This window comes from Hirschia maritima DSM 19733 (genome assembly GCF_000378345.1).
In the GTDB taxonomy this organism is placed as follows: Bacteria; Pseudomonadota; Alphaproteobacteria; order Caulobacterales; family Hyphomonadaceae; genus Hirschia; species Hirschia maritima.
In genome coordinates, this window is record NZ_KB899548.1 from 233,570 (window position 1) to 255,854 (window position 22,285).

Consider the following 22,285-nt stretch of genomic DNA (forward strand, 5'->3'; position numbering starts at 1 on the left):
TTGAAGAAACGTAGAGGCTTTGGGCTTGGCTTTAGGAATAGCTAAAACTGAAATGGACGATGTCGCCCAGCCTGATGGGTTGGCAGAATTATTTAGTTCTGGTGTTCTTGATAGCGCGCAAGCAGGGGCTTTTGAGCGGATTGCTTGGTTAGCAGCTAAAGTACTTTCAGCTCCAATTGTTTATATATCTCTGCTAGGTGGAAAAAAATACTGGCTCTATAGCTCTGAGCATTGTGACGAGAACAAACTAATACATGGTTTTCGTCCGATTCACGCTGAAAGCTGGTCCAATGATGTGTTTGAAATATCGGATGCACGTGTTGATCCTGACTTTTTTGACTTGCCATGTTTTGAAGGTGAGGACGGAATTTGTTTTTACGCATCAGCCCCTGTCGCAGGGCCGTCAGGTGAGGTGTGTGGACATTTGGTTTTGGCAAGTCATTCACCGCGAACGCTAGACTTAGAAGAACGAAATGTTTTTCGCTGTCTGGCTGACCAAGTTGAAAGTGAATTGCGTCTTCTATTGCAAATGCAAGAAGAGGCAGCGCTTCGGTTTGCAGCTACGAAAGCATTCAATGCGAAGTCGTCATTTTTATCATTGATTTCGCATGAGATTAGGACCCCAATTGCTGGCATTATGGGGGCGACCGATATGCTCAGCGCCAAAATCAATGAGAGAAATGGTGAAAATATCGACTCTGAGCGCGAGCTTTTGGGAACGGTATGGTCTAGTGCTTCTGATCTATTGCAATTGTTGAATGAAACTTTGGAAGCAGCAAAAATTGAAGCGGACGGGGTGCAGATTAACAAACAGTCCTTCAATCTGATTGCGTTCTCTGAGAAACTACGTCGCCATTTCAAGCCACTAGCTGAGAATAAAGGGCTAAATCTTAGTATAGGCTATGATGGTCTTGGAGAATTTTCCGAAACAATTTGGGCAGACCCGACGCGAATACGTCAAATACTCTACAATCTGATTCATAATGCGATGAAGTTTACTGAGAGTGGGGAAATTCTCTGTCGCATGCGTCTTTCGCCATGCGAACATGGCAGTGATGAGTGTTTGTTGAATATCGAAGTTGCGGATACTGGAATCGGCATGACTCCATCTGAAGTCGACTGCGTGTTTGTTCCATTTAACCAAGCGAATGCAGGGGATGATAGAGAATTCGGCGGCACCGGATTGGGAATGTCGCTGGTGAAGCAACTAATAGATCGTATGGGCGGCTCTATTGAGGTGAATTCTGAACGCAATGTCGGAACCCAAGTGAAGATCCAAATTCCTACTTCTGAAATTGTAGAAGATGATTGGGTAATTGATCAACGCCCTGAGAATGAAGGCGTAAGAAAAGGAAGCCTTGAGGAGGTGGATGCCGATCCATTAAAAGGGCTTCAAGTGTTAGTCGCAGATGATAATAGTCAGAACCGGTTCATTCTCTCGCGTGTTCTAGAAACATGGGGATGTGATACCATTTTGGCGGAATGTGGTAGTTCGGCTTTGGATATTACGCGTGAGCATTCTTTTGATGCGATTATACTTGACCTTCATATGCCGCGTAAATCAGGTTTTGAGGTGGCAAAGGAAATTCGAAAATACACTTCTTCGACAAGGTTGATTGCTTGTAGTGCTGATACAACCCAGGCTGCTTATGCAAAATGTCAGGAAGCTGGTTTTGATGAAATATTGGCAAAACCTTTTGATTGGACACTTATGCATGAGGCTTTGCTCAAAAGCGTCTAAGACTGTTTTATAGCGCCTATTTCTAATGCTTTTCTTTGAATTAGCTGTAGATCTTGCCACGTCTTAGCTTTTTCTGCAGGACGCACCAAAAGGTATTGAGGCGACTGCAGCGGAAAGCAAGGAATTCCTCCGGCTAGACTTTCGTGCGTGTACTCAAACTCCTGTCCGCGAAGTTTGGCGATGCTGTCGGATTTTTCTAGCAGCATTTGTGAGGGCATTTTGCCAATCGTTACGATTAGTTTGGGCGCAACCAGTTCGATTTGGCGTTGAATGAATGGTTTGCAGATGGCCCATTCTTCATTGTCAGGATTCCTTTCGCCTAACATGTGCCATGGCAACAATGAAGCAATGTAAAGTGAATCATTGCGAGATATACCAATCGCGGCAAACATGCGGTCCAATAATTTTCCCGCTTGTCCTGAAGCCGGGATGCCAGATTTATCTTCTTCACGATCTGGCGCGCCGCATATGACCATTATGTCTGCATTTACCTGACCATCAAACACGACTGTTGAACGAGCCGATGTGCGTAAATCGCAGCCCTTGAAAGCCGCAATGGCCTGTTTGAGTTCTTCAGGAGATTGGGCGCCGCTTGCTATCTTTTGAGCTTCCAAAACTTGGTCTGTTTTGAGACGACGTGGTTGAAGAGGGGCTGTTTTTTTCTTTTTTGGGTCTGGGTTTAAAGAGTTTTTAGGGCGAGATCCCGAGTCGTTTTTCTTTATAGAAAAGGGCTGATCAGGCGTAACCCCAGCGTCAACCCACCAGTCATTTAAGCTTTTTAACGCTAATTCTTCGGGTGACCATTGCATTTCTATTGAAAATTTTCTCTTTTGTTGCGCCGCAATACAGATTAAGTGACTATAAGCGATTTATAAAATAAGAAAATACCAGCCATATGGATTAGGTCGGGCTTCGGGAGTTTAAAATAGTGACGGACGTAGTAGAACGTGAATCAATGGATGTGGATGTAGTCATTGTTGGTGGTGGACCAGCAGGGTTGAGCGCCGCCATACGATTGATGCAACGTGCACAAGAAACAGAACAAGAGCTTAGCGTCGTTGTTCTTGAAAAGGGATCTGAGGTAGGTGCTCATATTTTATCGGGTGCTGTAGTTGATCCTGTTGCGCTGAATGAGTTGATTCCAGATTGGAAAGAAAAGGGTGCGCCTTTAGAAACTCCAATTACAAAAGATAAATTCATGTATCTCGGGCCTGAAGGTTCAATTACACTTCCTGAATTTGCTTTTCCGCCAATGATTAAAAATCACGGCAACTACATTGCCTCTCTTGGGAATGTGTGTCGTTGGTTGGCTGAACAAGCTGAAGCTATGGGTGTTGAAATTTACCCAGGTTTCGCTGCTTCGGAATTTACATATAACGAAGACGGTTCCATCAAAGGGGTTGTTGCTGGTGTCGCCGGTATCGGCCGTGACGGACAATCAAAGCCTGGTGCAGAACCTGGTATGGAACTAAACGGTAAGTATGTTCTGATTGCCGAGGGTGTTCGTGGGTCTTTAGCAAAGAAAGTTATTTCTGACTTCAAATTGGATGAAGGCAAAGAGCCACAAAAACACGGTATTGGGATTAAAGAACTTTGGCAGGTTCCGGATGATGTGTTCCAGTCAGGGTTAGCTCAACACACTTTTGGGTGGCCGCTTGATAACAGCACTGGTGGTGGTTCTTTCCTATATCACTTTGGAGACAACTATGTTGCAGTTGGGCTTGTTGTCCACTTGAATTACAAAAACCCATATTTGTCTCCGTATGATGAATTCCAACGCATGAAGCATCACGAAGATATCGCAAAGCACCTTAAAGGTGGTAAGCGTGTTTCATATGGTGCGCGTGCAATCACAGAAGGTGGTTATCAATCAGTGCCTAAATTGACCTTCCCAGGTGGTGCGTTGATCGGTTGTTCTGCAGGGTTTGTGAATCTACCGCGTATTAAAGGTAGTCACAACGCAATGAAGACAGGGATGCTTGCTGCTGAAGCTGCATTCGATGCGATCGCGAATGGACGTCAATCAGACGAGTTGGTTGAATATCAAACTGCTTACGACAATAGCTGGGTGGCTAAAGAACTTAAAAAGGTTCGCAACGCTAAACCACTTTGGTCCAAGCTTGGAACAATGGTCGGTATTCCGGCATTTGGTATTGATTTGTGGAGCACAACGCTATTTGGTGGGTGGTCACCATTCACACCATTTGGCGGCTCTTTGAAGCATGGTAAGACAGACGCAGCTAGTTTGCAGCCAGCTAAAAAGTTTAAGCCGATTGATTATCCAAAGCCTGATGGTGTTTTATCCTTCGATAAGCTGACGAGTGTGTCTTATTCCTTCACCAACCATGAAGAAGATCAACCAATTCACTTGAAGCTTACAGCTGAAGAATTGCAGAAGTCTTCGGAATTAAATGTATTTGCAGGGCCTTCTCAGCGATATTGTCCGGCAGGTGTGTATGAGTGGGTAAAAGATGCGGAAGGTCAGGATGTGTTCCAGATCAACTCGCAAAACTGTGTTCACTGTAAAACTTGTGACATCAAGGATCCAAACGGAAATATCACTTGGACGACACCGGAAGGTGCTGGTGGACCAAATTATCCGAACATGTAGTTCTACGGATTAAAACTAAGATGAGGTATGGCTTTGGGAGCTGTAACGCCTTTTTGAGCAAAAATTGTTCATGTTAAGGTTTTTGCAGTCTATCCAAAGCCATATTTTTTTGAGCAAATGATTGAAATTGCATAAGGATGTCTTCATGTCGGGTATTGATTTATCCTAAAATGAAAGTCACTTGCTTTTTCGAAGTTGTTTTTGGAGTTTTGAATGCGCGTTTTTTCTTTTAGACAGACAAAGCTAGCTCATGTTTGTGCAGGCGTTCTTATGGGGAGCGTTTTGGCAAATTGTGCGGTTCTGCCTAACGGAAATTCGCATTCATCGTTGTATCAACTTTCTGGCATGGGTGTTTCCCAATCAGCAGCATCAACAAAATCAGATGTTGTGTTGGAATATGCTAGCCCAAATGAAATGCTCGAAAATGCGGACATGGCTGCGTTCATGCTTGCAGCCCGAGACGCATATGTGAAATCTGAAAAGCAAGGCGCTTGGGGTTTTGCGGTTATTGATATGATGCTTGCTGCGGAATACGAGCAGGCATTGACTGTCCTCAATGAAATGCCGGACACCGGATCAAACTGGACGGCACTGTCATCAGATTATTTGCGACCATGGATATTGGCTGCAAAGGGCGATACCGACTTAGCCAAAGAGGCTATGCGCGACCAGAAAAAGTCGATGCCAAATCATACTTTCCGCGGATACCAAGCATTATTGCTTGAAGGTATGGGATTGTACGAAGAAGCATTGGGCATTTATGAGAAGGGGCCCGATTTCTTTGAGAACCCAAGTGAAGACAATATTGAAACCGCAGAACAGTATCGTTTGTTTATTGCACAAAGTTTAGCCTACAATGCCGAACGGATTTTAGCGTTACGTCACGCTGACCTTCTGATGAAGTTAGAGCGTAATGAACAAGCAGGCATCATCTACAAAGCTCTTCTGGATGCGAATGAAGATGATGCATATGCTCGTGCTCGAATGAAAGAAATTGAGAGTGGTGATATCAAAAAGAAGCCATTCCATGTGATTCATAGCGGTTTAGGCGTGGCTCTGGCTGATCAAGCAGAGCTTATACAACAAAGAGAGACATTTGCTGGTGTTGTATTAGCAAAAGGCGCAAAAAGTCCTTTTAATCACTTCTTGAGTTCTCTTCGTCAAACCGCCAGTTTGCTTGATCCAACAAGCCTTGAAATTCGTCAAATAGAAGCTGAGCATCTATATAGTCACGGTTTCTTCGAGGCTGCTGCACGATTTGCTCTTGATGGAAACATTAAAGATGACGATGCGCGTGCGAGTTTGTTGATACGTGCGTCGGAAGCCTATTTGGAAGCTGGTAAAACAGATCGAATGGAAAGCCTCAATCAACAAGCTTTAGGGCTGACTGATGAGCCTTTCACTTTGTTGAGTGTGGCTGATCTGATGGTGCGCATGGATGATACTGATCGAGCTGAAGCTTTGATTGGGGAAATTCTGTTGCAAGAGGATCTCGAAGGTTCAACACGTGCTTACGCAAATATATTGCTTGCAGAAAACCATCAGCAAGCAGGTGATATGACTGGCGCTTTTGAAGCTGCGAGACAAGCTGTGAAAGCCGATGAGAGCGATCAAACGCGAGGGTTTTTGGCTGCAACCTTGTCGAAAACTCCGGAAACGCGGGAAGAAGGTCTCAGTATTTATCGTGAATTGTTTATCGACCAGCCCAACAATCCAGCGATGATGAATAATTTTGGATACGCCCTCGTAGAAAGTCCAGAGACATCTAAAGAATTGGATGAGGGGTTTCGTTTGTTGAAAAAGGCAAACCGCATTACTCCTTTTGAACCCAATTTGCTCGATAGTTTGGGGTGGGCTTATTATCAATATGGCGACTATGAGCGTGCGTTGGAGTTGATAAGTAAAGCTGTCGAAATTGTGCAGCCTTTTGATCATTGGGAGTTCCACGCACATTTAGGTGATGTTTATTGGAGGCTTGACCAAAAAGAACTCGCAAAAACATCGTGGCAATCAGCTTTAGATCGCCACCCGCCAGCATTAAACAGAGAAGAGATTGCTTTACGTCTAGAAAGTGGGCTAACAGAGGACGCGCCCGAAGAACGTGATCCGCCATTTGTTCCTAAGAACGAAGCGCCACCGGAAACGCGCTCAATTTAGTTTTGAATGAAGTTAGTGTTGTTGTCTCGATCATGTTTCTAAAGCAAACGCCTGTTTTGTGGAATGCAGCCAAATGCGTGAGAGTATCTTCATGGTGGCGTATTCTCGCTCTAAGTGTTGTGTGTTGTGGTGTTGCTTCTTGCGCAAGCAGTTCTGGCGGTGGACAGAATATATTCACTGCAAATAGATCAAGCGAACTTCCTGAATATGGAGACTATTTGTCTGCTCGTTATGCTGGTCTGGTAAGAGATGGTCGAGCGGCAACAGTTTATTATTCTCAAGCACTTAAGCACTCTCCGGAAGATCATTCTCTTCTCGAACGAGCAATTATATATGCGCTCGTAGCCGGAGATACAGAATTGGCGATAAAGCTCGCCAAAAAATCTGATATCGAACCTAAAGGCGGGATGGTTGAAATTATCAGGGCCGTCGACAAGTTTTCACGTGGTAAATACAAGGCCACCGTTGGTTTTTCTGATGATCTTAGCGCGGGCGTAATGCACAATGTTGTAGCGCGTTCCATTCGTGATTGGTCTCAGCTTGGCTTAAGAGAAAAAGGTAAGTTACTTCCCGTCGCTCATTCTGGTGCTGAGTCTAGATTGTTCAGAAGCATACGTTTGTATTCTGATGCTTTGCTTCAATTGGCAAATGATCAAGATGAGCATGCTTTGGAAAATTTCGAAAAAGCATGGAATTTAGGTGGACGATACCCTGTTGGTGTTGATGCTTATGCTAGAAAGTTGGCTGAAGACGGTCAGCGTGACCGCGCTCTAGAAATAGTCGATAAATTTTATGAAGATATTGGCGATAATCCACTGCTGGATCAGTTGGATCGAGAATTGCGTGCTGGCAAAGATATCGTAGCTCCTAGATTATCTCCCAAAGAGGGGGCAGCAGCTTCCACACTTGGGTTTGCGTTAGCCATCGCTGCGAAACAGGGGGGAGACATAGCCAATCTTTATTATTCGATTGTTTTGCTTTTTGACCCTAAACAAGACGCAGCTAGATTATTATTGGCAGACTCAATGCGAGATGCAAATCGCCTTGATGCAGCGTTAGAGCAGTTGCAGAAGATTGAGAGTAATTCGGTATATTACGGTGCAGCTCGCGCTAGAGAAGCTTGGGTTCTCTTTGACAAAGGCGATGATAAGGCGGCGGTTGCTTTAGCAAATGCTGCTCTGAAAACGCAACCAGGCAGATCTTTGAAAATGCAGGTAGGAGATTTGTATCGAAGTCTCGAGATGTATGCGGAAGCAGAATCTCTTTTCGATCAGGTTCTTCAAAGTGACATTAGCGAAGGATATATTGACTGGCGCGTATTGTTTGCACGCGCAGGTATGAGAGATAAATTATCTCGTTGGGAAGATGCTGAGAGCGATTTGTTAGCCGCCCTTAATTATGCACCCAATCGCCCAGAAGTGCTGAACTATCTTGGGTATTCTTGGGTGGACCGAGGTAAGAACATCGAGCAAGCTTTTGAGATGATACAAAATGCTTCTGCGCAACAACCAGATCAGGGCTATATAAAAGATAGTCTAGGTTGGGCATACTATCGGCTAAACCATTACGAAAAAGCCGTGCGTCATTTGGAAGAGGCCGTAGAACTTGATCCGGCCGACCCTGTGATCAATGATCATCTCGGAGACGCATATTGGCAAACTGGTCAATTCAAACAAGCTGGCTATCAATGGTCTCGTGTGGTGACTTATTCCGACGATGACACGCTCAAAAAATCGGCGGCGGAAAAACTCAAATATGGTTTGAATGCCCAGCTAACAGAATTACAAATTCCAAACCAATAATCCATAAGTGTATAGACGGGCGAGTAAGTTACGATGATTGATAATGCCACCAGCCTTGCCAGTGTATGGGCACCAGCGAAAGTCAATCTATATCTACATGTTGGGCCACCTCTCGATGATGGGCGTCATCCTTTGGATAGTCTCGTTATGTTCGCTGACGGGAATGCAGCAGACAGAATATCAATTCGTCCATCTGATGTGATTTGTCTGAATGTTGATGGTCCTGTTTCTAAGGCTTTGAAAGGCGAAAAGAATAATCTTGTTCTTCAGGCTGCCAGAATGTTGGCTGAAGCGACCGGACGCTCAGGTTTGGGGGCAGCTCTTAGTTTGCATAAAGAATTGCCAGTGGCAGCAGGAATTGGCGGAGGATCCGCTGACGCGGCTGCGACATTGAAAGCGCTGAATCAATATTGGGATATTGGTTTCGGTGAAGAGGCACTTTTAAACCTCGGTGTTGAATTGGGGGCAGATATTCCTGCGTGCATTAAGGGGGAGCCTGTTCTCATGCGCGGAATTGGTGAAAAATTATCTCCATTTGATATGGAAGCGCTGCCAATTGTGTTGGTAAATCCGCAAGTTAAATTATCGACTGGTGATGTTTTCAAAAAGTTTGATGGTCTAAATTTGGGAGATGGTTTTTCAGAAAGAGAAGGGCCGAAGTGGACCGGAGACGTCAAAAGTTATGTTGAGCTTTTAAAAGAGTATTCAAATGACCTTGAAGAGCCCGCAAAATCACTTTGTCCCGCTGTGAAAGATGTTTTGGAAACCCTAGAGGGTACTGCTGGAGCTCTCATGGCTCGTATGTCTGGTAGTGGGCCTACATGTTTTGCTGTATTTGATACTATCGAAGAAGCTCAGGCTGCGGCGTATGTTCTGTCTAAACAAAAGAAAAAGTGGTGGGTACGAGCCACCTTGTTGGCTGGTTCAAACTAGTTTTTCCGACAAAACCTGTTAGTTGCTAAGACTGATGAAGAATTGTGGTTCTTCTGGTGAAATAGGATTTTTGCAATGTTCACAGACATGCATCCAGCATTAAATATATTTTTAGTCGGTGGAATTGCTTTATTGCTTTCAACAATTGCGTGTCGATTGTTGATTTTTATCAGGTTGTTGGATCAACCTGATAGTGAGAGAAAACTAGTTTCTCAAAAAAAAGCCGTACCTAGCTCTGGTGGAGCAGGATTTATTCCCGCGGGATTTCTGGCTTTAGCGGCATCTAGTGTCTTATTTCAGCTAGAGACTCCCATTGGTTGGTTGGGTCTCGGCGTCGTCGCAATGCTGCTTATAGGGCTATTTGATGATCTTTCAAACATCAATGCGAAGCTGAAGCTTGGACTACAAATCGCGATTGGGGTGGGGATCGCAATGATGGGCGTATACGCAGATGCGATTGCTCCAGGGTTTGGCAAAGTAAGAGAATTTGGAGCTATTGGAGGAATATTACTCGCAGTAGTTTGGTTCGTGACCGTAACGAATGCTGTAAATTTTATGGATGGTGCCAATGGTGTGTCGATGGGGATGGCAACATTTGCGAGCATGGGGTTTTGCGGCGTAGCTGGATTTGCAGGTGAATGGGAGTTGGCGTTAGCCGCTGCCGCTCTCACAGGAGCTTTGATAGGGTTTCTTTTCTGGAATGTTGCGGGGAGGTTGTTCGCCGGAGATGCAGGAGCCTTGGGAGTAGGGATGGCTCTAGGCGGGTTTTCCATCTTGCTGGTTAAAGCTAGACCAGAATTTGTGTTTATTCCTGCGATTTTACTATCGCCTTTTTTAGTAGATGTGCTTTTGACGTTGAATTATCGCGTGAAGCGCGGCGATAACTTTTGGGAAGCTCACACAATGCACGTCTATCAATTGGGATTGAAGCCTCCACTATCACTAAAGCACTGGCAAGTTGCTATAGGGCATTGGATGATTGCAGCTAATTGTGCAGCGCTTGGGTTTGCAGCAGCAGCAATAGGATATGAAGCGCCCCTAGTGATATTTATTGGTGTGACCCTGCTGGGGTGCGCCATGCACGTTCGTATTCGGCGCGCCGCTATTGCTGTAGGATTGCTAGATGATCCAAATAGCAATGAGGAACAATCACAGAGACAAGTCGATGAAGGCAACGCCTAAATTTTAGTAGGCGCGATCCACACAAAAATCGGCAATATCAGCAAGCGCATCCACATAGATAGATGGTGGCAACACGCTTAAAGCCTCTTTAGCTTTGGCCACTTCATCGCGAGCAGCATTTAGCGTTGCGCTTACAGTATCGGCCTCATGAATATAATTGATAGCTGTTTCAAGGTCGGCTTCTGTTTGCTTAGACACGTTCATTGCACGGTCCCAGAATTCCTTCGCTGTGCTATCACCAGCTTCACGTGCTAGGAGAACCGGAAGCGTAAGCTTACCTTCTCGGAAATCATCACCAATAGCCTTACCAATGACAGATGTTGAGCCGTCATAATCTAAAGCGTCGTCCACAAGTTGGAATGCACGACCTAGTCGACGTCCATATTCTGCTAACCCATCTGACTCATTACCTTCATTGACGACTGTTAGTGCGCCAGCACGTGCTGCTGCTTCAAAAAGTGCGGCTGTTTTAGCTTCGACAATTTCCATGTACTCTGGAATTGGCAGATCCGCGCGTCCAATTGCAGCAAGTTGTTTTACTTCACCTTCAGCGATCACACATGATGCATTGGATAGAATATCTAATATGCGAATTGAGCGTGTTTCGACCATCAATGTAAAAGCGCGCGCGAATAGGAAATCACCTACAAGAATTGAGGCTGAGTTCCCCCAAACCATTTTTGCAGCTTTTTTGCCACGACGTAAATCGCTCTCATCCACAACATCATCATGTAGCAGCGTAGCAGTGTGAATGAATTCTACAGCTGCTGCTAAAGAGTGAAGAGGGGGAGTACCTGAACCACCAGCCGCGTAAGCTGCCGCTAATGTGATTAGGGGACGCAAACGCTTGCCGCCAGCGCTTATAAGATAGGCTGACATATCAGGAATAGTTGCAACTGGGCTGGCCGCACGTTCTGACAACAAATTTTCGACTGCAGACAGGTCGTCAGAAACAAGTTCGGTAAGCGTGTCCATAGGGGACTTCTTAACGTGTGACCCTTCGGCGATTTGTGCGTTAAAGGCCAAAGATGACCCCTCTCGTAAGGACTGAGTGTAGTTATTATTTTTATTGGAAACAGTTTTTGCGATTTCCAAGGCTGGACGCAAACTATTCCGCCGAGCATATATAGGTCAAGAATATAAGAATGTAACTCTCGTAATCGTGACAAATTTTTTTAGCGTGGAATAATTGGGAAATGATTGAAATACTTAGAACAAATGACCCCGTTAAGTTGAGCTACGCTATGACGCTTCTGACTGATGCTGGGTGTGATCCATTTCAAGCCGACCAGTTTACATCATCTATAGAAGGATCCATCGGTGCTATACCTCGTCGAATACTGGTTCCAGAAGATAGAGAAGCGTTGGCACGAGAAACTTTAAAGATTTTAGAAGAAAACGAATAATTTCAATAGTATGGGAAGTGTAACGAACGATTTTCTTTTGGGAGAGAAGGTATCCTTGCGGCAATTTGCTAAAGGATATCGCGCTGGTTTGGACGCAGTGTTACTGGCAGCATCTATAGAAGCAAAGCCTGACCAAAGGATACTGGAAGCTGGGTGTGGCGCTGGCGCTGCACTTCTGTGTTGCGCGCAAAGATTGCGAGAAGCTCGCTTCGCTGGGATCGAACGAGATAAAAAAGTCTTGGAACTAACGCAGCAAAATGTCGCACAAAATGCTCTCAGCGATCGTATCGAAATTATCGAAGGAGATGTTGGACAACGAACTGATTCCTTACTCAATGGGTATGATCAAGTTTTCTCGAACCCTCCATTCTTTGAGCCAGGGACCATTCCAAAAGTAGGGGAAGGCAAGGAAGGTGCCTATATGGCTGAGACTTCCTTGACGGACTGGCTAAAATTCATGCTGCATGCAGTAAAACCAAAGGGTAGAATAACAATTATTCACCGTGCTGCCGCTCTTGCTGATATATTGAGTTTTCTACAACCTCGTTTTGGTGAAATACAGGTAATGCCGATTAAACCTTATGCGGGGGCACCAGCGAAACGAATTTTGGTTCGCGCTCGTAAAGGGCTCCGTAAAGGCGACACAGTTTTATTGGATGGTCTTACATTGTATGAAGGTGGTGACAGACAATTGTCAGATCGCGCGAATGACATAATGTCCGGTGGTCAATTGGAATGGATATAGAAATATGTTGGGACGTTTGATTCTTTTTGCAATTGTGTTTGCGATATTGGCGGCTTTTTGTGCGTCGTTTTTTAATCGCATAAATAATGATGATGACGATGATTCTGATGATCAGGATCCAGACAATGTCAGACGTTTGGAAGATCACAGGACTGACAAAAAAGAGTGATGTTGATTACATCTGATTAATGTCAGTGCCCAGAATATTGACTCTGAATTGCTTCATACCTAAATGCCCATCTTCAATATGACACTGATGATAAATCATGTGCGTTATTGATATGCTCTCAGCGTATTTTGAGAGTTAGATGGTATTTTGTTAGATTCCTGAAAACAAGCTGTGTGGTAGTATTTCAATGCGCAGCGTGATTTCATGAGAGAATCTAGTTAAAGTGTAAGTTCTGAAAGTTGAACCCATTGCCTATTTAATAGCGGCTGGGCGTTTCAATTTCAGTATTGGCTGTTTCTCTGAGTATTGGAGAATTAAATACAGCAACCTTCGCGTATCAGTAGCGTTAATACGACATTAATACAAACTGAGCGATTTTATAGATCATGGAACAAAGTACACAAATTTTGATATACATTCTGGCAGCACTTGGCGCTGGTGTGTATTTCTCGTACCGCTTCGACCCTATGTCGATGCTAAAGAAAGATAACTAATCAAACGGCCTTTTTCTGGCCCAAAAGTTTGAGTAGAGTATTTGTGTAGAGTATTAAAAGGCGCTGAGAGATTAATCTCCGGCGCTTTTTTTCTTTCTGGTTTTATGCATAAACAAAAATATGAAAATTTCTGAAGCAAGTTTGCTCTTATCCACCTGCTATGGCTGGGGGGATGATGACCACTGGATGGCGCGCTGGTCGCGTCAAATGAAGTCTGCTCAACTTGTTGAGCACAATGATTATTTACGTCCGAAGAAAGAAGACTGGCTAGGCGATTTAGTCTTAGCTGTCGAGAATGCAGACAAACCTGTTGTTCTTGTCGGGCACTCTCTGGGGGCAGTCTTAATTGCACATGCTATTCCGTTCTTACCGCTTGAAAATGTCAGAGGGGCCTTCCTCGTTGCGCCTTCTGATTGGGAACGTGAAGGGTTGATTGAAGGTTTTGATGACCATGACTTCAAACCTATCCCGCGTGAAAAGTTTCCATTTCCTGTTCAAATGGTTGCCAGCCGAAATGATGAAACGATCACGTTCGAAAAATCTCAAGAGTTGGCAACAGCATGGGGTGCCGCCCTTATTGATGCGGGAGAAGCTGGGCACATCAGCGTAAAAAGCGGGCAAGGTCCTTGGCCTGAGGGTTTAACGGCTTTTGCTCTCTTCATGAAAAGTCTTTCTGCGTAAATTCCCCAATGGGTTGAGTATCCGTCTGCTGATGTTTCTTGACGCAAGGTGAGTGCTGTTAAACACTGTTTCTTCATTTAAATTTTGAGGAGGACGCCATGTCAGTCGCACGTGTTACAGAAATTATTGCAGGATCTAAAAAGAGCTTTGACGATGCTGTTGCAAAAGGTGTTAAGCGCGCATGCAAAACATTGAACAATGTTGAAAGTGCTTGGGTGAAAGATCAGAAGGTCATCATTAAAGACGGCGAAATTGTTGAATATCGCGTTGTGATGAAAGTTACTTTCATTCTAAAATAAACTACAATCGAGGCGGGGTAGAAATATTGTTGTACCCCGCCTTGGTGCATTTATATTTCAGATAAAATTTCCGAATATGGCAAACGTGACTTCGGCAGAGACGCGTTATAATCGATTTCTGTGTCGTGATATCCAACTGTCACCACAGCTAGAGATGCAAAGCCTTTTTCGCGGAGGCCAAATTCTTTATCTAACGCTTCGGTATCCACACCTTCCATAGGTGTTGCGTCCAACCCTAAAGCGGCAGCACCCAATAAAAATTGACCCAAATTTAGATAGGTTTGTTTGGCCAGCCAGTTTGCTTCAGCTTCAGGTGTAGTTTGGTTGAGGCCAACAAAGAAAGCGCGGCCACCTTTGGTTTGCTCTTTATTTTCTGGTGTTGGATAGCGACCATCTTTGTCCTCTTGTTCCAACAATTGATTTAGAAAAGCATCATCAGCATGCAGGCGAGATGCAAACACTACAACATGCGATGCATTGCGGATTGATGGTGAATTGAATGGATATTTCTCATCCGTTCCTGCAGTCACTCGTTCTTTGCCTTCGGGGGATGAAGCCATGATGAAATGCCATGGTTGGGAGTTCACACTAGAAGGTGAAAAGCGCAAAAGTTCTTTTAACTTTTCAACTGTTTCGGCAGGGATTTTCTTGTCAGCATCATACGCTTTTGTTGTGTGACGTTTTTTTGCATAATACGTAATGTCGTGTTCCATGATATAACCTCTTTGCAGCATGATAGAATCTGTTCGCAGTGAGTTATGTATGACGCTGGAAATTAGACACAAGAACGCACAAATAAGTGCCGTGGTTACACAAAGGGTACTATTGGGATGAACAGTGAAACACTAAAAGCTCCAAAGCACTCCGATTATGCTCATCGTGGATGTCCTGTTGAAGCAACGCTAGATATTATTGGCGGTAAGGGAAAGGGCTCGATTGTCTGCTTGCTTCTGGATAAGACCATGCGTTTCAATGAATTGCAGCGCTCATTAGATGGAATTTCCCAACGCATTCTCACAAAACAATTGCGCGAGTTGGAAGAAGCAGGGCTGGTTCACCGCGAAGTGTTTCCAGAGGTGCCACCGCGCGTGGAATATAGCCTAACTGATAAAGGGCAATCCTTACGGTCTCTTATTTTGGAGCTCCACAAATGGGGAAGTGAGAACGCATTATAGGTCTTCAATCTATTGATATTTCGTGTTTTTATGAAATTTTGAAACACGAACATGTGAGTGCCATTTACTAGACTTAGATCGAAAATCACCGTTTCATTTATGTATGAGTACGGATGAAAATACTGAGCCAACCACGCGTGAGATGGTTATAAAGACGCTTCGAGATCTTGGCACTGCCTTGTGCATAGCGGTTTTTCCAGCCGCATTGGTGGGGCTAGCGATGTGCTTTTATATCGAGGCAACAACCAATCTTATGTGGGAAGGGATCTGGCCGCCATCTTCATGGGGCGCAGCTTTACTGTCCTACATTATCGTCGCGATTTTTGCATTTGAAACACCTATGGGCCGCCAGCTCAGCCGTCGCATCATCTGGAAAAACCGCTGGGTGAGTTCGCTCTTTGGACGTGGGTGAGATTTGAATTTGCGTTAGCTCCTAAGAAACTTCAACCACCGCTTGTTTTTAATGCAGGTTCCTGCCATGTTTTCGCATGGTCTACGCAGTTTATATTGTGACATCTCAAGATTTTGGGACACTCTATACGGGTGTCACAAATAATCTTGTGCGTCGCATTTGGGAACATAAACAAGGGTGTGGCTCAGATTTTACGCGCAAGCATGGCGTGGATCGGCTCGTATGGTTTGAAAATCATGACAATATCAATGCGGCGATTAAGCGCGAGAAAAACATCAAGGCGTGGCAACGTCAGTGGAAAATCAATTTGATTGAGAAAGATAATCCGCATTGGATTGACCTTTATCCGGAGCAGGGCCCATTTTGAGTGGATACAGTATTATTGCGACACTTTACTTGTCGTCCCAGCCCCGGCATGCGTGCGTATAAACACCGGTTGCCGCTTTTTTAGGACGCACGTTTCGTTTCATATGACCGTCACCCCAGCGCAGGCTGGGGCCCACCCAACAACATGATCTCTTCTTGTAAGTTCAATCACAGCATTTGCTGACAAGACATTTCACTCTCTGCAAAACTAGTCCTATCGATAAGTAGGCCCCAGCCTTCGCTGGGGTGACAGTGAGGGCTGAGAGAGCATTGGAAACTCAACCACCGTCTTTCCCGCGCGGGCGGGAATCTAGTCAGGCAATTCAAGACGCGCAAAGCGCGGCTTATTTATTTCGCTGGACCCCAGATCAAGTCAGGGGGAAACGGTTTTTAGGTAAGCATTGGATATCGCTACTTGATGATTGGAACTTAAAGGCGAGGTCTATAGGGGATATCACTTCTGTCTACTAAGAATGTTGGATAACTATAGTCATATCTTTGTAGCAAGTTGACTGCTACCTGACTTACGCGGCTCTGATGTTCACACGGGCCTATCATTAAGCTTTCTAGCGGAATGATGAAGTGATCAACTTCGTCTTTTGACATAGATTTACAGATAGGTAGATGGAAGCGTTCTCTCAATTCGGGATGCTGATTAACAAATCCATCTAGAACAAAGGGACTTCGGTTTCTTTGCCAAATTAGTCTCCATTCATTTTCTTCTTCAAATCCCTTATTCTTGTGAGTGATTGCGAGAAAAAAACAAAGGTCTTGGAAGGCGAGTATTATAGTTTCTGTTTGTCTTAGTCGTATATCTTTTTCCATACTAGTGAGTTCGGTATTGAAAGCTGAAAGGCATGTTTTAGCTCTGTCGAGAAAACTGGTTTCATCTGCATAGAAAACAGGAACTAAAGCTATTTGGTCTTGCATATGTGGCAAGGATACTAGTTCGTCTAATTTTATGGATATTGCCACTCCCTTTCCGTTATTGCCGTAACCACGCCACATTGACAACTTATCGTGATCACGTTCATTTGGGTTTAGGTCCGACCAACAAGAAACAAATGTATTTGCTTCGTCACCGAAGAAGCGAGAATTAAAGTCTTCTTGAATACGTTCGTAGAGGTGAGGGTCCACTGCTTCTACTGCTCGGAAGTTTTTGTTTAAAATTTTAGTTGGCTGGGAATGATCAAAGATTAGATGTTTTCCTTCTGACAATTCAGAAGTGTCATTCATGTCGCGAACTGAGCTAAACCATAGTGATCTTGATTCGATTATACCCGAAAAACCATTGTAGTCTGTATAATGCACAAACTCACCGGATGGGTTTCGTGGTTTACTTCGTGCTTGTTTCCAAAACTCGTAAAGCAAAGAATTGCGAACATTTCGTGCTTCTAATTGAAGTTCTTGTTCTTGATTGTCTTCTAACTCGTCCATGGTTGATTCCCCACCTTGATCCCGTTGGCATAAAAGACTAGCTTCCGCGCCAAATTGTGCAATGGATGCGGGTGGAGAATCTGTGGTGTATATGGCCACGGGATAGTCCTTTCGCGGATAATAAAGAAACTGACATGTCAGCAAGCCAAAAACCTAAATCATTTCAGGATCTCATCCTGACCCTTCAAACATATTGGGCATCGCGCGGGTGTGCGATTTTGCAGCCTTATGACATGGAGGTTGGCGCGGGGACATTGCACCCAGCCACAACATTGCGCGCGCTTGGGCCTAAGCCGTGGAATGTGGCGTATGTGCAGCCTTCGCGTCGCCCAACAGATGGCCGCTATGGTGAAAACCCGAACCGCTTGCAGCACTATTACCAGTTTCAGGTGATCTTAAAGCCAAACCCGCCTGAAATTCAGGATTGGTATCTTGAGAGCTTGCGCGCCATCGGCCTAGACCCAACCGTGCATGACATTCGCTTTGTGGAAGATGACTGGGAAAACCCAACAGTGGGGGCGTGGGGCCTTGGCTGGGAAGTTTGGTGTGATGGGATGGAAGTGTCTCAATTCACATATTTCCAACAGGTCGGCGGCTTAGATGTGCGCCCAGTATCAGGTGAGTTGACATATGGTCTTGAGCGCTTGGCAATGTATGTGTTTGGCGTGGATAATGTGTATGACCTGCCATATAATGATCCTGATAGCCCAAATCCGCTAAGCTATGGCGATGTTTTCCTTGAGAATGAGAAACAGCAATCAGAGTTCAACTTTGAGCACGCCAACACGGATGACCTTCTGGAAGGCTTTAAAGCATGTGAGCGCATGAGCCAGCATTTGCTTGGGCTTGAAAAGCCTTTGCCGCTGCCAGCTTACGAGCAAGCCTTGCGGGCATCGCACATGTTTAACCTGCTGGATGCGCGCGGCGTGGTTTCACCCACAGAGCGTCAAAGCTTCATAGCCCGCGTCCGCGATATGGCTAAAGGCGCAGCGGTCTCTTGGGCCAAGCAGGAAGAGGCTGAAGCTGAAAACGCTTAAGCTTGATGATCAAAAAGAATTTTAAAATTTTGCCACAAGGCACGACACGATATGCCACAATTACTTCTCGAACTTCTGACTGAAGAAATCCCTGCGCGTATGCAGGCCAAAGCACAAGCTGACCTTGAGCGCGCCGTCACCGACAAGCTTGCAGATGCAGGCTTAAAGGCGGGTGAGGTGCGGGCATTCTCTGGGCCGCGTCGCTTGTGTGTGGTGGTTGATGGACTGCCAGAAAAGTCTGCTGATGTGCGGGAAGAGCGCAAAGGGCCAAAAGTTGGTGCGCCGGATAAAGCCGTTGAAGGTTTCCTGCGCGGTGCAGGATTAGAGAGTATCGACCAAGCTGAAATTCAGGATGGCAAAAAAGGTCAATTCTACGTCGCGATTATTGAAAAGCCTGGAACATCCACGACAGAGATTGTTGCGCAAATGGTGCCGGATATTATCCGCAATTTCCATTGGCCAAAATCCATGCGCTGGGGAACAGGTGATCTGCGCTGGGTGCGTCCATTGCAGCGCATTTTATGTGTGTTTGATGGCGAGGTCGTACCGTTTGAAGTGGATGGCATTGCATCAGGCAATGAAACACAGGGCCACCGCGTGATGGGCGCTGGACCATTCGCTGTGAGCAATTTTGACGAATACTCTAAAGTGCTCAGTGAAGAAGGGCATGTGGTCATCGATCGTGAAGCACGCAAAGCCACTATCGAAGCAGAAGCCAAAGCCTTGTGTGAAGCCGATGGTTTAGAGCTGGTCGATGATAAAGGCCTGTTAGAAGAAGTAGCAGGGCTGGCAGAATATCCAGTTGTGATTATGGGCGATATGGACCCGCAATTTTTAACATTGCCGCCGGAAGTCATCACGCTTTCCATGCGTGTGCACCAGAAATACTTTGCTGTGCGCGACCCAAAGACGGGTAACCTTGCGCCAAAATTCATTGTGGTCGCAAACTTGAAAGCCCAAGATGGCGGAAAAGTAATTGCGGCGGGGAATTCCAAAGTGTTGTCCGCGCGTTTGGCTGATGGTGTTTTCTTTTGGGAGAATGACAAAGCGATCAAGCTAGAAAGCCGTTTGGAAAGTCTTGGCAATATCGTTTTCCACGAAAAGCTTGGGTCGGTAGGCGACAAAGTTGAACGCGTCTCAGCATTGGCAAAAGAGCTAGCACCTATTGTTGGTGCGAAACCAGATGAGGCTGAAAAAGCCGCCAAGTTGGCCAAATGTGACCTTGTCTCAGAGATGGTGTTTGAATTCACCGAACTTGAAGGTGTGATGGGCCGCTATTACGCGATGGAAGAGGGGCAACCTCAACACATCGCCGATGCTATCCGCGATCATTATAAGCCTAAAGGACCATCTGATGCGATCCCAACGGAGCCAACAGCAGTGGCTGTGGCGCTGGCGGATAAGCTCGACACATTGGTCGGTTTTTGGGCGATTGATGAAAAGCCAACGGGATCAAAAGACCCATTCGCGCTGCGCCGCGCAGCGCTCGGCGTGATCCGCCTTGTGCTAGAGAATGATGTTCGTTTGGGATTGCAGTGTGTTTTGAGTGACCACTTTATGGTTCCTGCTCCAGCATCATTGCTTCAGAGTTCTGGAGCTGGTGGTAGTGTCACTTATTTGGTTGAGAATGCGATGGCGTTTAAGGGGGAAGGTTTTGGCGGGGATGAGTCTGAAAAAGAAAAATTTTTCAGATGCGAATATGTACCACCTTTAGTAGACGATCTGCTCTCATTCTTCGCGGATCGTTTGAAAGTCTATCTCCGTGACAAAGGTCAGCGTCATGACCTCATCGATGCAATTTTTGCCTTGGGTGAAGATGACCTTGTTTTGATTACAAAACGCGTTGAAGCACTTGGTTCATTTTTGGACACTGAGGACGGAGCGAATCTTCTTGCGGGACAAAAACGTGCCATAAATATCCTCGCAAAAGAGGAAAAGAAGGATGGTAGCGCTATAACAGGCGAGATTGACAAAAAAATGTTGTCAGAAGCTGCGGAATTGTCTTTGCATGAAGCATTAAATGCTGCAACAGCGAAGGCAGAGACTGCTTTGGCAAAAGAAAACTTTGAAGAGGCAATGTCGGCATTAAGTTTGCTACGTGAGCCTGTCGACAAGTTTTTCGATGATGTCATCGTGAATGCAGATGATAAAGAAGTGCGGACAAACCGCCTCAGACTGTTAGCGAAGATCCGGGATGTAACTAGCCAAGTCGCGGATTTTACCAAGATAGAAGGCTAGGTACAAACGGGATGTTACAGAATGGCCGACGCAAAATGGGTCTATGATTTCGGTGGTGGCGCATCAGATGGCGACGCGACAATGAAGAACCTTCTGGGAGGAAAAGGTGCCAACCTTGCTGAGATGGCAAGTTTGGGTTTGCCTGTGCCTCCTGGGTTTACGATTACAACAGCCGTATGTACCGCATTTTATGATCTTGGCCGTAAGTATCCAGATGATCTTAATGAACAGCTTGAAGCCAGCTTAAAAACACTTGAAGGCAAGACAGGTAAAGTCTTTGGGGCTGCAGATAACCCATTATTGGTGTCTGTACGTTCTGGGGCACGTGCCTCTATGCCAGGTATGATGGACACTGTTCTAAACCTTGGTTTGAACGACACAACAACAGAAGGTCTTGCCAAGCTTTCTGGTGATGCACGTTTTGCTTATGATAGCTACCGCCGTTTCATTCAGATGTATTCAAATGTTGTGCTGAACATTTCACACGATGTGTTTGAAGACATTCTGGAAGATTATAAAGATCTACAAGGCTATGAGCTAGACACAGATATGACTGCACAAGACTGGCAGGATGTTATCGTCAAATATAAAGCTGCAGTGACTTCCAACAATAATGGCGAGCCATTCCCTGAAGATCCAAAGGATCAATTATGGGGTGCTGTTGGTGCTGTGTTTGGGTCATGGATGAATGACCGCGCTATTTTCTACCGTAAGCACAATGACATCCCGGCTTCATGGGGAACTGCTGTGAATGTGCAGTCTATGGTGTTCGGAAACATGGGTGACACATCCGCAACGGGTGTTGCGTTTACGCGTGACCCTGGAACAGGTGAGAACCTTTTTTACGGTGAGTATCTCATCAATGCGCAAGGTGAAGATGTGGTGGCAGGTATTCGTACACCAGCTCCAATTTCTAAAGCGCGTGCCGCTGAGATGGGCTCTGACGATGCCCCATTAGAAGTGACAATGCCGGAAGTCTATAAGCAGTTGACTGATGTGTCAGATAAGCTTGAGAAACACTATCGCGACATGCAGGACATTGAGTTCACTGTTGAGCAAGGCACGCTTTACATGCTGCAAACGCGTAATGGTAAGCGCACGGCACCAGCTGCTTTGGCCATGGCTGTTGAGATGTGTAAAGAAGGCCTCATTACTGAAAATGAAGCTGTGCTGCGTTTAGCGCCAGCACAATTAGACCAGCTACTTCACCCAATGATTGACCAAGATGCAAAAGCTGAAGCTGTGGCTGCCGGTCAGGTGTTTGTAAAAGGTCTTCCTGCCTCACCAGGGGCCGCCATCGGTAAGATTGTGTTTGATTCTGATGAGGCTGCTGATGAAGCGGCTAAGGGTGAGAATGTTATTCTTGTTCGTATCGAAACAAGCCCAGAAGATATTCACGG

General features: G+C 45.4%; 21 protein-coding genes. 17 read left to right on the forward strand and 4 right to left on the reverse strand.

Features of this window, described 5'->3' with window-relative positions:
- Positions 1-25: 25 nt before the first annotated feature.
- Positions 26-1,741, forward strand: a complete 1,716-nt coding sequence (locus F551_RS0114390) for a GAF domain-containing hybrid sensor histidine kinase/response regulator (protein WP_233355265.1) — start codon at positions 26-28, stop codon at positions 1,739-1,741.
- On the opposite strand, the gene F551_RS0114395 is transcribed toward F551_RS0114390, so the two are convergent.
- Positions 1,738-2,550 carry a uracil-DNA glycosylase gene (locus F551_RS0114395; protein WP_018998225.1) on the reverse strand — a complete coding sequence of 271 codons (813 nt, stop codon included), beginning with the start codon at positions 2,548-2,550 and terminating at the stop codon, positions 1,738-1,740. The two genes, F551_RS0114390 and F551_RS0114395, sit on opposite strands and share 4 nt — an antisense overlap.
- 119 nt (positions 2,551-2,669) lie before the next feature.
- Between F551_RS0114395 and F551_RS0114400 the strand changes: the two genes are divergently transcribed.
- From F551_RS0114400 to F551_RS0114420, 5 genes are all read left to right on the forward strand, one after another.
- A complete protein-coding gene (locus tag F551_RS0114400) occupies positions 2,670-4,352 on the forward strand; it encodes an electron transfer flavoprotein-ubiquinone oxidoreductase (RefSeq protein WP_018998226.1) in 1,683 nt (560 codons plus the stop codon).
- Positions 4,353-4,565: 213 nt separating this feature from the next.
- Positions 4,566-6,509 carry a tetratricopeptide repeat protein gene (locus tag F551_RS0114405; RefSeq protein ID WP_018998227.1) on the forward strand — a complete coding sequence of 648 codons (1,944 nt, stop codon included), beginning with the start codon at positions 4,566-4,568 and terminating at the stop codon, positions 6,507-6,509.
- A gap of 32 nt (positions 6,510-6,541) precedes the next feature.
- Positions 6,542-8,311, forward strand: coding sequence for a tetratricopeptide repeat protein (locus F551_RS0114410; RefSeq protein WP_018998228.1), 1,770 nt, complete (start codon positions 6,542-6,544; stop codon positions 8,309-8,311).
- A 33-nt stretch (positions 8,312-8,344) separates the two neighbouring features.
- The gene (locus F551_RS0114415; RefSeq protein WP_018998229.1) at positions 8,345-9,244 is read left to right on the forward strand and encodes a 4-(cytidine 5'-diphospho)-2-C-methyl-D-erythritol kinase; all 900 of its coding nucleotides are present in this window, start codon (positions 8,345-8,347) and stop codon (positions 9,242-9,244) included.
- A gap of 75 nt (positions 9,245-9,319) precedes the next feature.
- Positions 9,320-10,426, forward strand: coding sequence for a glycosyltransferase family 4 protein (locus tag F551_RS0114420; RefSeq protein ID WP_018998230.1), 1,107 nt, complete (start codon positions 9,320-9,322; stop codon positions 10,424-10,426).
- A gap of 3 nt (positions 10,427-10,429) precedes the next feature.
- Here F551_RS0114420 and F551_RS0114425 read toward each other — a convergent pair whose 3' ends face one another.
- Positions 10,430-11,401, reverse strand: coding sequence for a polyprenyl synthetase family protein (locus tag F551_RS0114425; protein WP_018998231.1), 972 nt, complete (start codon positions 11,399-11,401; stop codon positions 10,430-10,432).
- A 221-nt stretch (positions 11,402-11,622) separates the two neighbouring features.
- On the opposite strand from F551_RS0114425, the gene F551_RS0114430 reads away from it, so the two are divergent.
- The 5 genes from F551_RS0114430 to F551_RS0114450 all read left to right on the forward strand — a co-directional run bounded on the left by F551_RS0114430 (position 11,623) and on the right by F551_RS0114450 (position 14,220).
- Positions 11,623-11,832 (forward strand): putative signal transducing protein, encoded by a 210-nt coding sequence (locus tag F551_RS0114430; protein ID WP_018998232.1) that lies wholly within the window; start codon positions 11,623-11,625, stop codon positions 11,830-11,832.
- 55 nt (positions 11,833-11,887) lie between these two features.
- Positions 11,888-12,577, forward strand: coding sequence for a tRNA1(Val) (adenine(37)-N6)-methyltransferase (locus tag F551_RS0114435; protein WP_233355266.1), 690 nt, complete (start codon positions 11,888-11,890; stop codon positions 12,575-12,577).
- 4 nt (positions 12,578-12,581) lie between these two features.
- A complete protein-coding gene (locus F551_RS17410) occupies positions 12,582-12,746 on the forward strand; it encodes a hypothetical protein (RefSeq protein ID WP_018998234.1) in 165 nt (54 codons plus the stop codon).
- A gap of 614 nt (positions 12,747-13,360) precedes the next feature.
- Positions 13,361-13,921, forward strand: a complete 561-nt coding sequence (locus F551_RS0114445) for an RBBP9/YdeN family alpha/beta hydrolase (RefSeq protein ID WP_018998235.1) — start codon at positions 13,361-13,363, stop codon at positions 13,919-13,921.
- A gap of 98 nt (positions 13,922-14,019) precedes the next feature.
- The gene (locus F551_RS0114450; RefSeq protein WP_018998236.1) at positions 14,020-14,220 is read left to right on the forward strand and encodes a dodecin family protein; all 201 of its coding nucleotides are present in this window, start codon (positions 14,020-14,022) and stop codon (positions 14,218-14,220) included.
- Positions 14,221-14,270: 50 nt separating this feature from the next.
- On the opposite strand, the gene F551_RS0114455 is transcribed toward F551_RS0114450, so the two are convergent.
- Positions 14,271-14,933: an oxygen-insensitive NAD(P)H-dependent nitroreductase NfsB gene (locus F551_RS0114455; protein WP_018998237.1), complete on the reverse strand. Its 663-nt coding sequence runs from the start codon at positions 14,931-14,933 to the stop codon at positions 14,271-14,273.
- Positions 14,934-15,050: 117 nt separating this feature from the next.
- Here F551_RS0114455 and F551_RS0114460 point away from each other — a divergent pair, with 117 nt between their 5' ends.
- From F551_RS0114460 to F551_RS0114470, 3 genes are all read left to right on the forward strand, one after another.
- The gene (locus F551_RS0114460) at positions 15,051-15,395 is read left to right on the forward strand and encodes a winged helix-turn-helix transcriptional regulator (protein ID WP_018998238.1); all 345 of its coding nucleotides are present in this window, start codon (positions 15,051-15,053) and stop codon (positions 15,393-15,395) included.
- A gap of 103 nt (positions 15,396-15,498) precedes the next feature.
- Positions 15,499-15,807, forward strand: a complete 309-nt coding sequence (locus F551_RS0114465) for a hypothetical protein (protein WP_018998239.1) — start codon at positions 15,499-15,501, stop codon at positions 15,805-15,807.
- Positions 15,808-15,883: 76 nt separating this feature from the next.
- A complete protein-coding gene (locus tag F551_RS0114470; RefSeq protein ID WP_018998240.1) occupies positions 15,884-16,174 on the forward strand; it encodes a GIY-YIG nuclease family protein in 291 nt (96 codons plus the stop codon).
- A 428-nt stretch (positions 16,175-16,602) separates the two neighbouring features.
- On the opposite strand, the gene F551_RS0114475 is transcribed toward F551_RS0114470, so the two are convergent.
- Entirely contained in the window at positions 16,603-17,610 is a 1,008-nt protein-coding gene (locus F551_RS0114475) for a DUF2971 domain-containing protein (protein ID WP_018998241.1), read from the reverse strand.
- A gap of 134 nt (positions 17,611-17,744) precedes the next feature.
- Between F551_RS0114475 and F551_RS0114480 the strand changes: the two genes are divergently transcribed.
- From F551_RS0114480 to F551_RS0114490, 3 genes are all read left to right on the forward strand, one after another.
- Positions 17,745-18,647 carry a glycine--tRNA ligase subunit alpha gene (locus F551_RS0114480; RefSeq protein ID WP_018998242.1) on the forward strand — a complete coding sequence of 301 codons (903 nt, stop codon included), beginning with the start codon at positions 17,745-17,747 and terminating at the stop codon, positions 18,645-18,647.
- A 51-nt stretch (positions 18,648-18,698) separates the two neighbouring features.
- The gene (gene glyS / locus F551_RS0114485; protein WP_018998243.1) at positions 18,699-20,885 is read left to right on the forward strand and encodes a glycine--tRNA ligase subunit beta; all 2,187 of its coding nucleotides are present in this window, start codon (positions 18,699-18,701) and stop codon (positions 20,883-20,885) included.
- Positions 20,886-20,906: 21 nt separating this feature from the next.
- Positions 20,907-22,285 (forward strand): PEP/pyruvate-binding domain-containing protein (locus tag F551_RS0114490; RefSeq protein ID WP_018998244.1); only part of this gene is annotated, 1,379 nt, incomplete at its 3' end.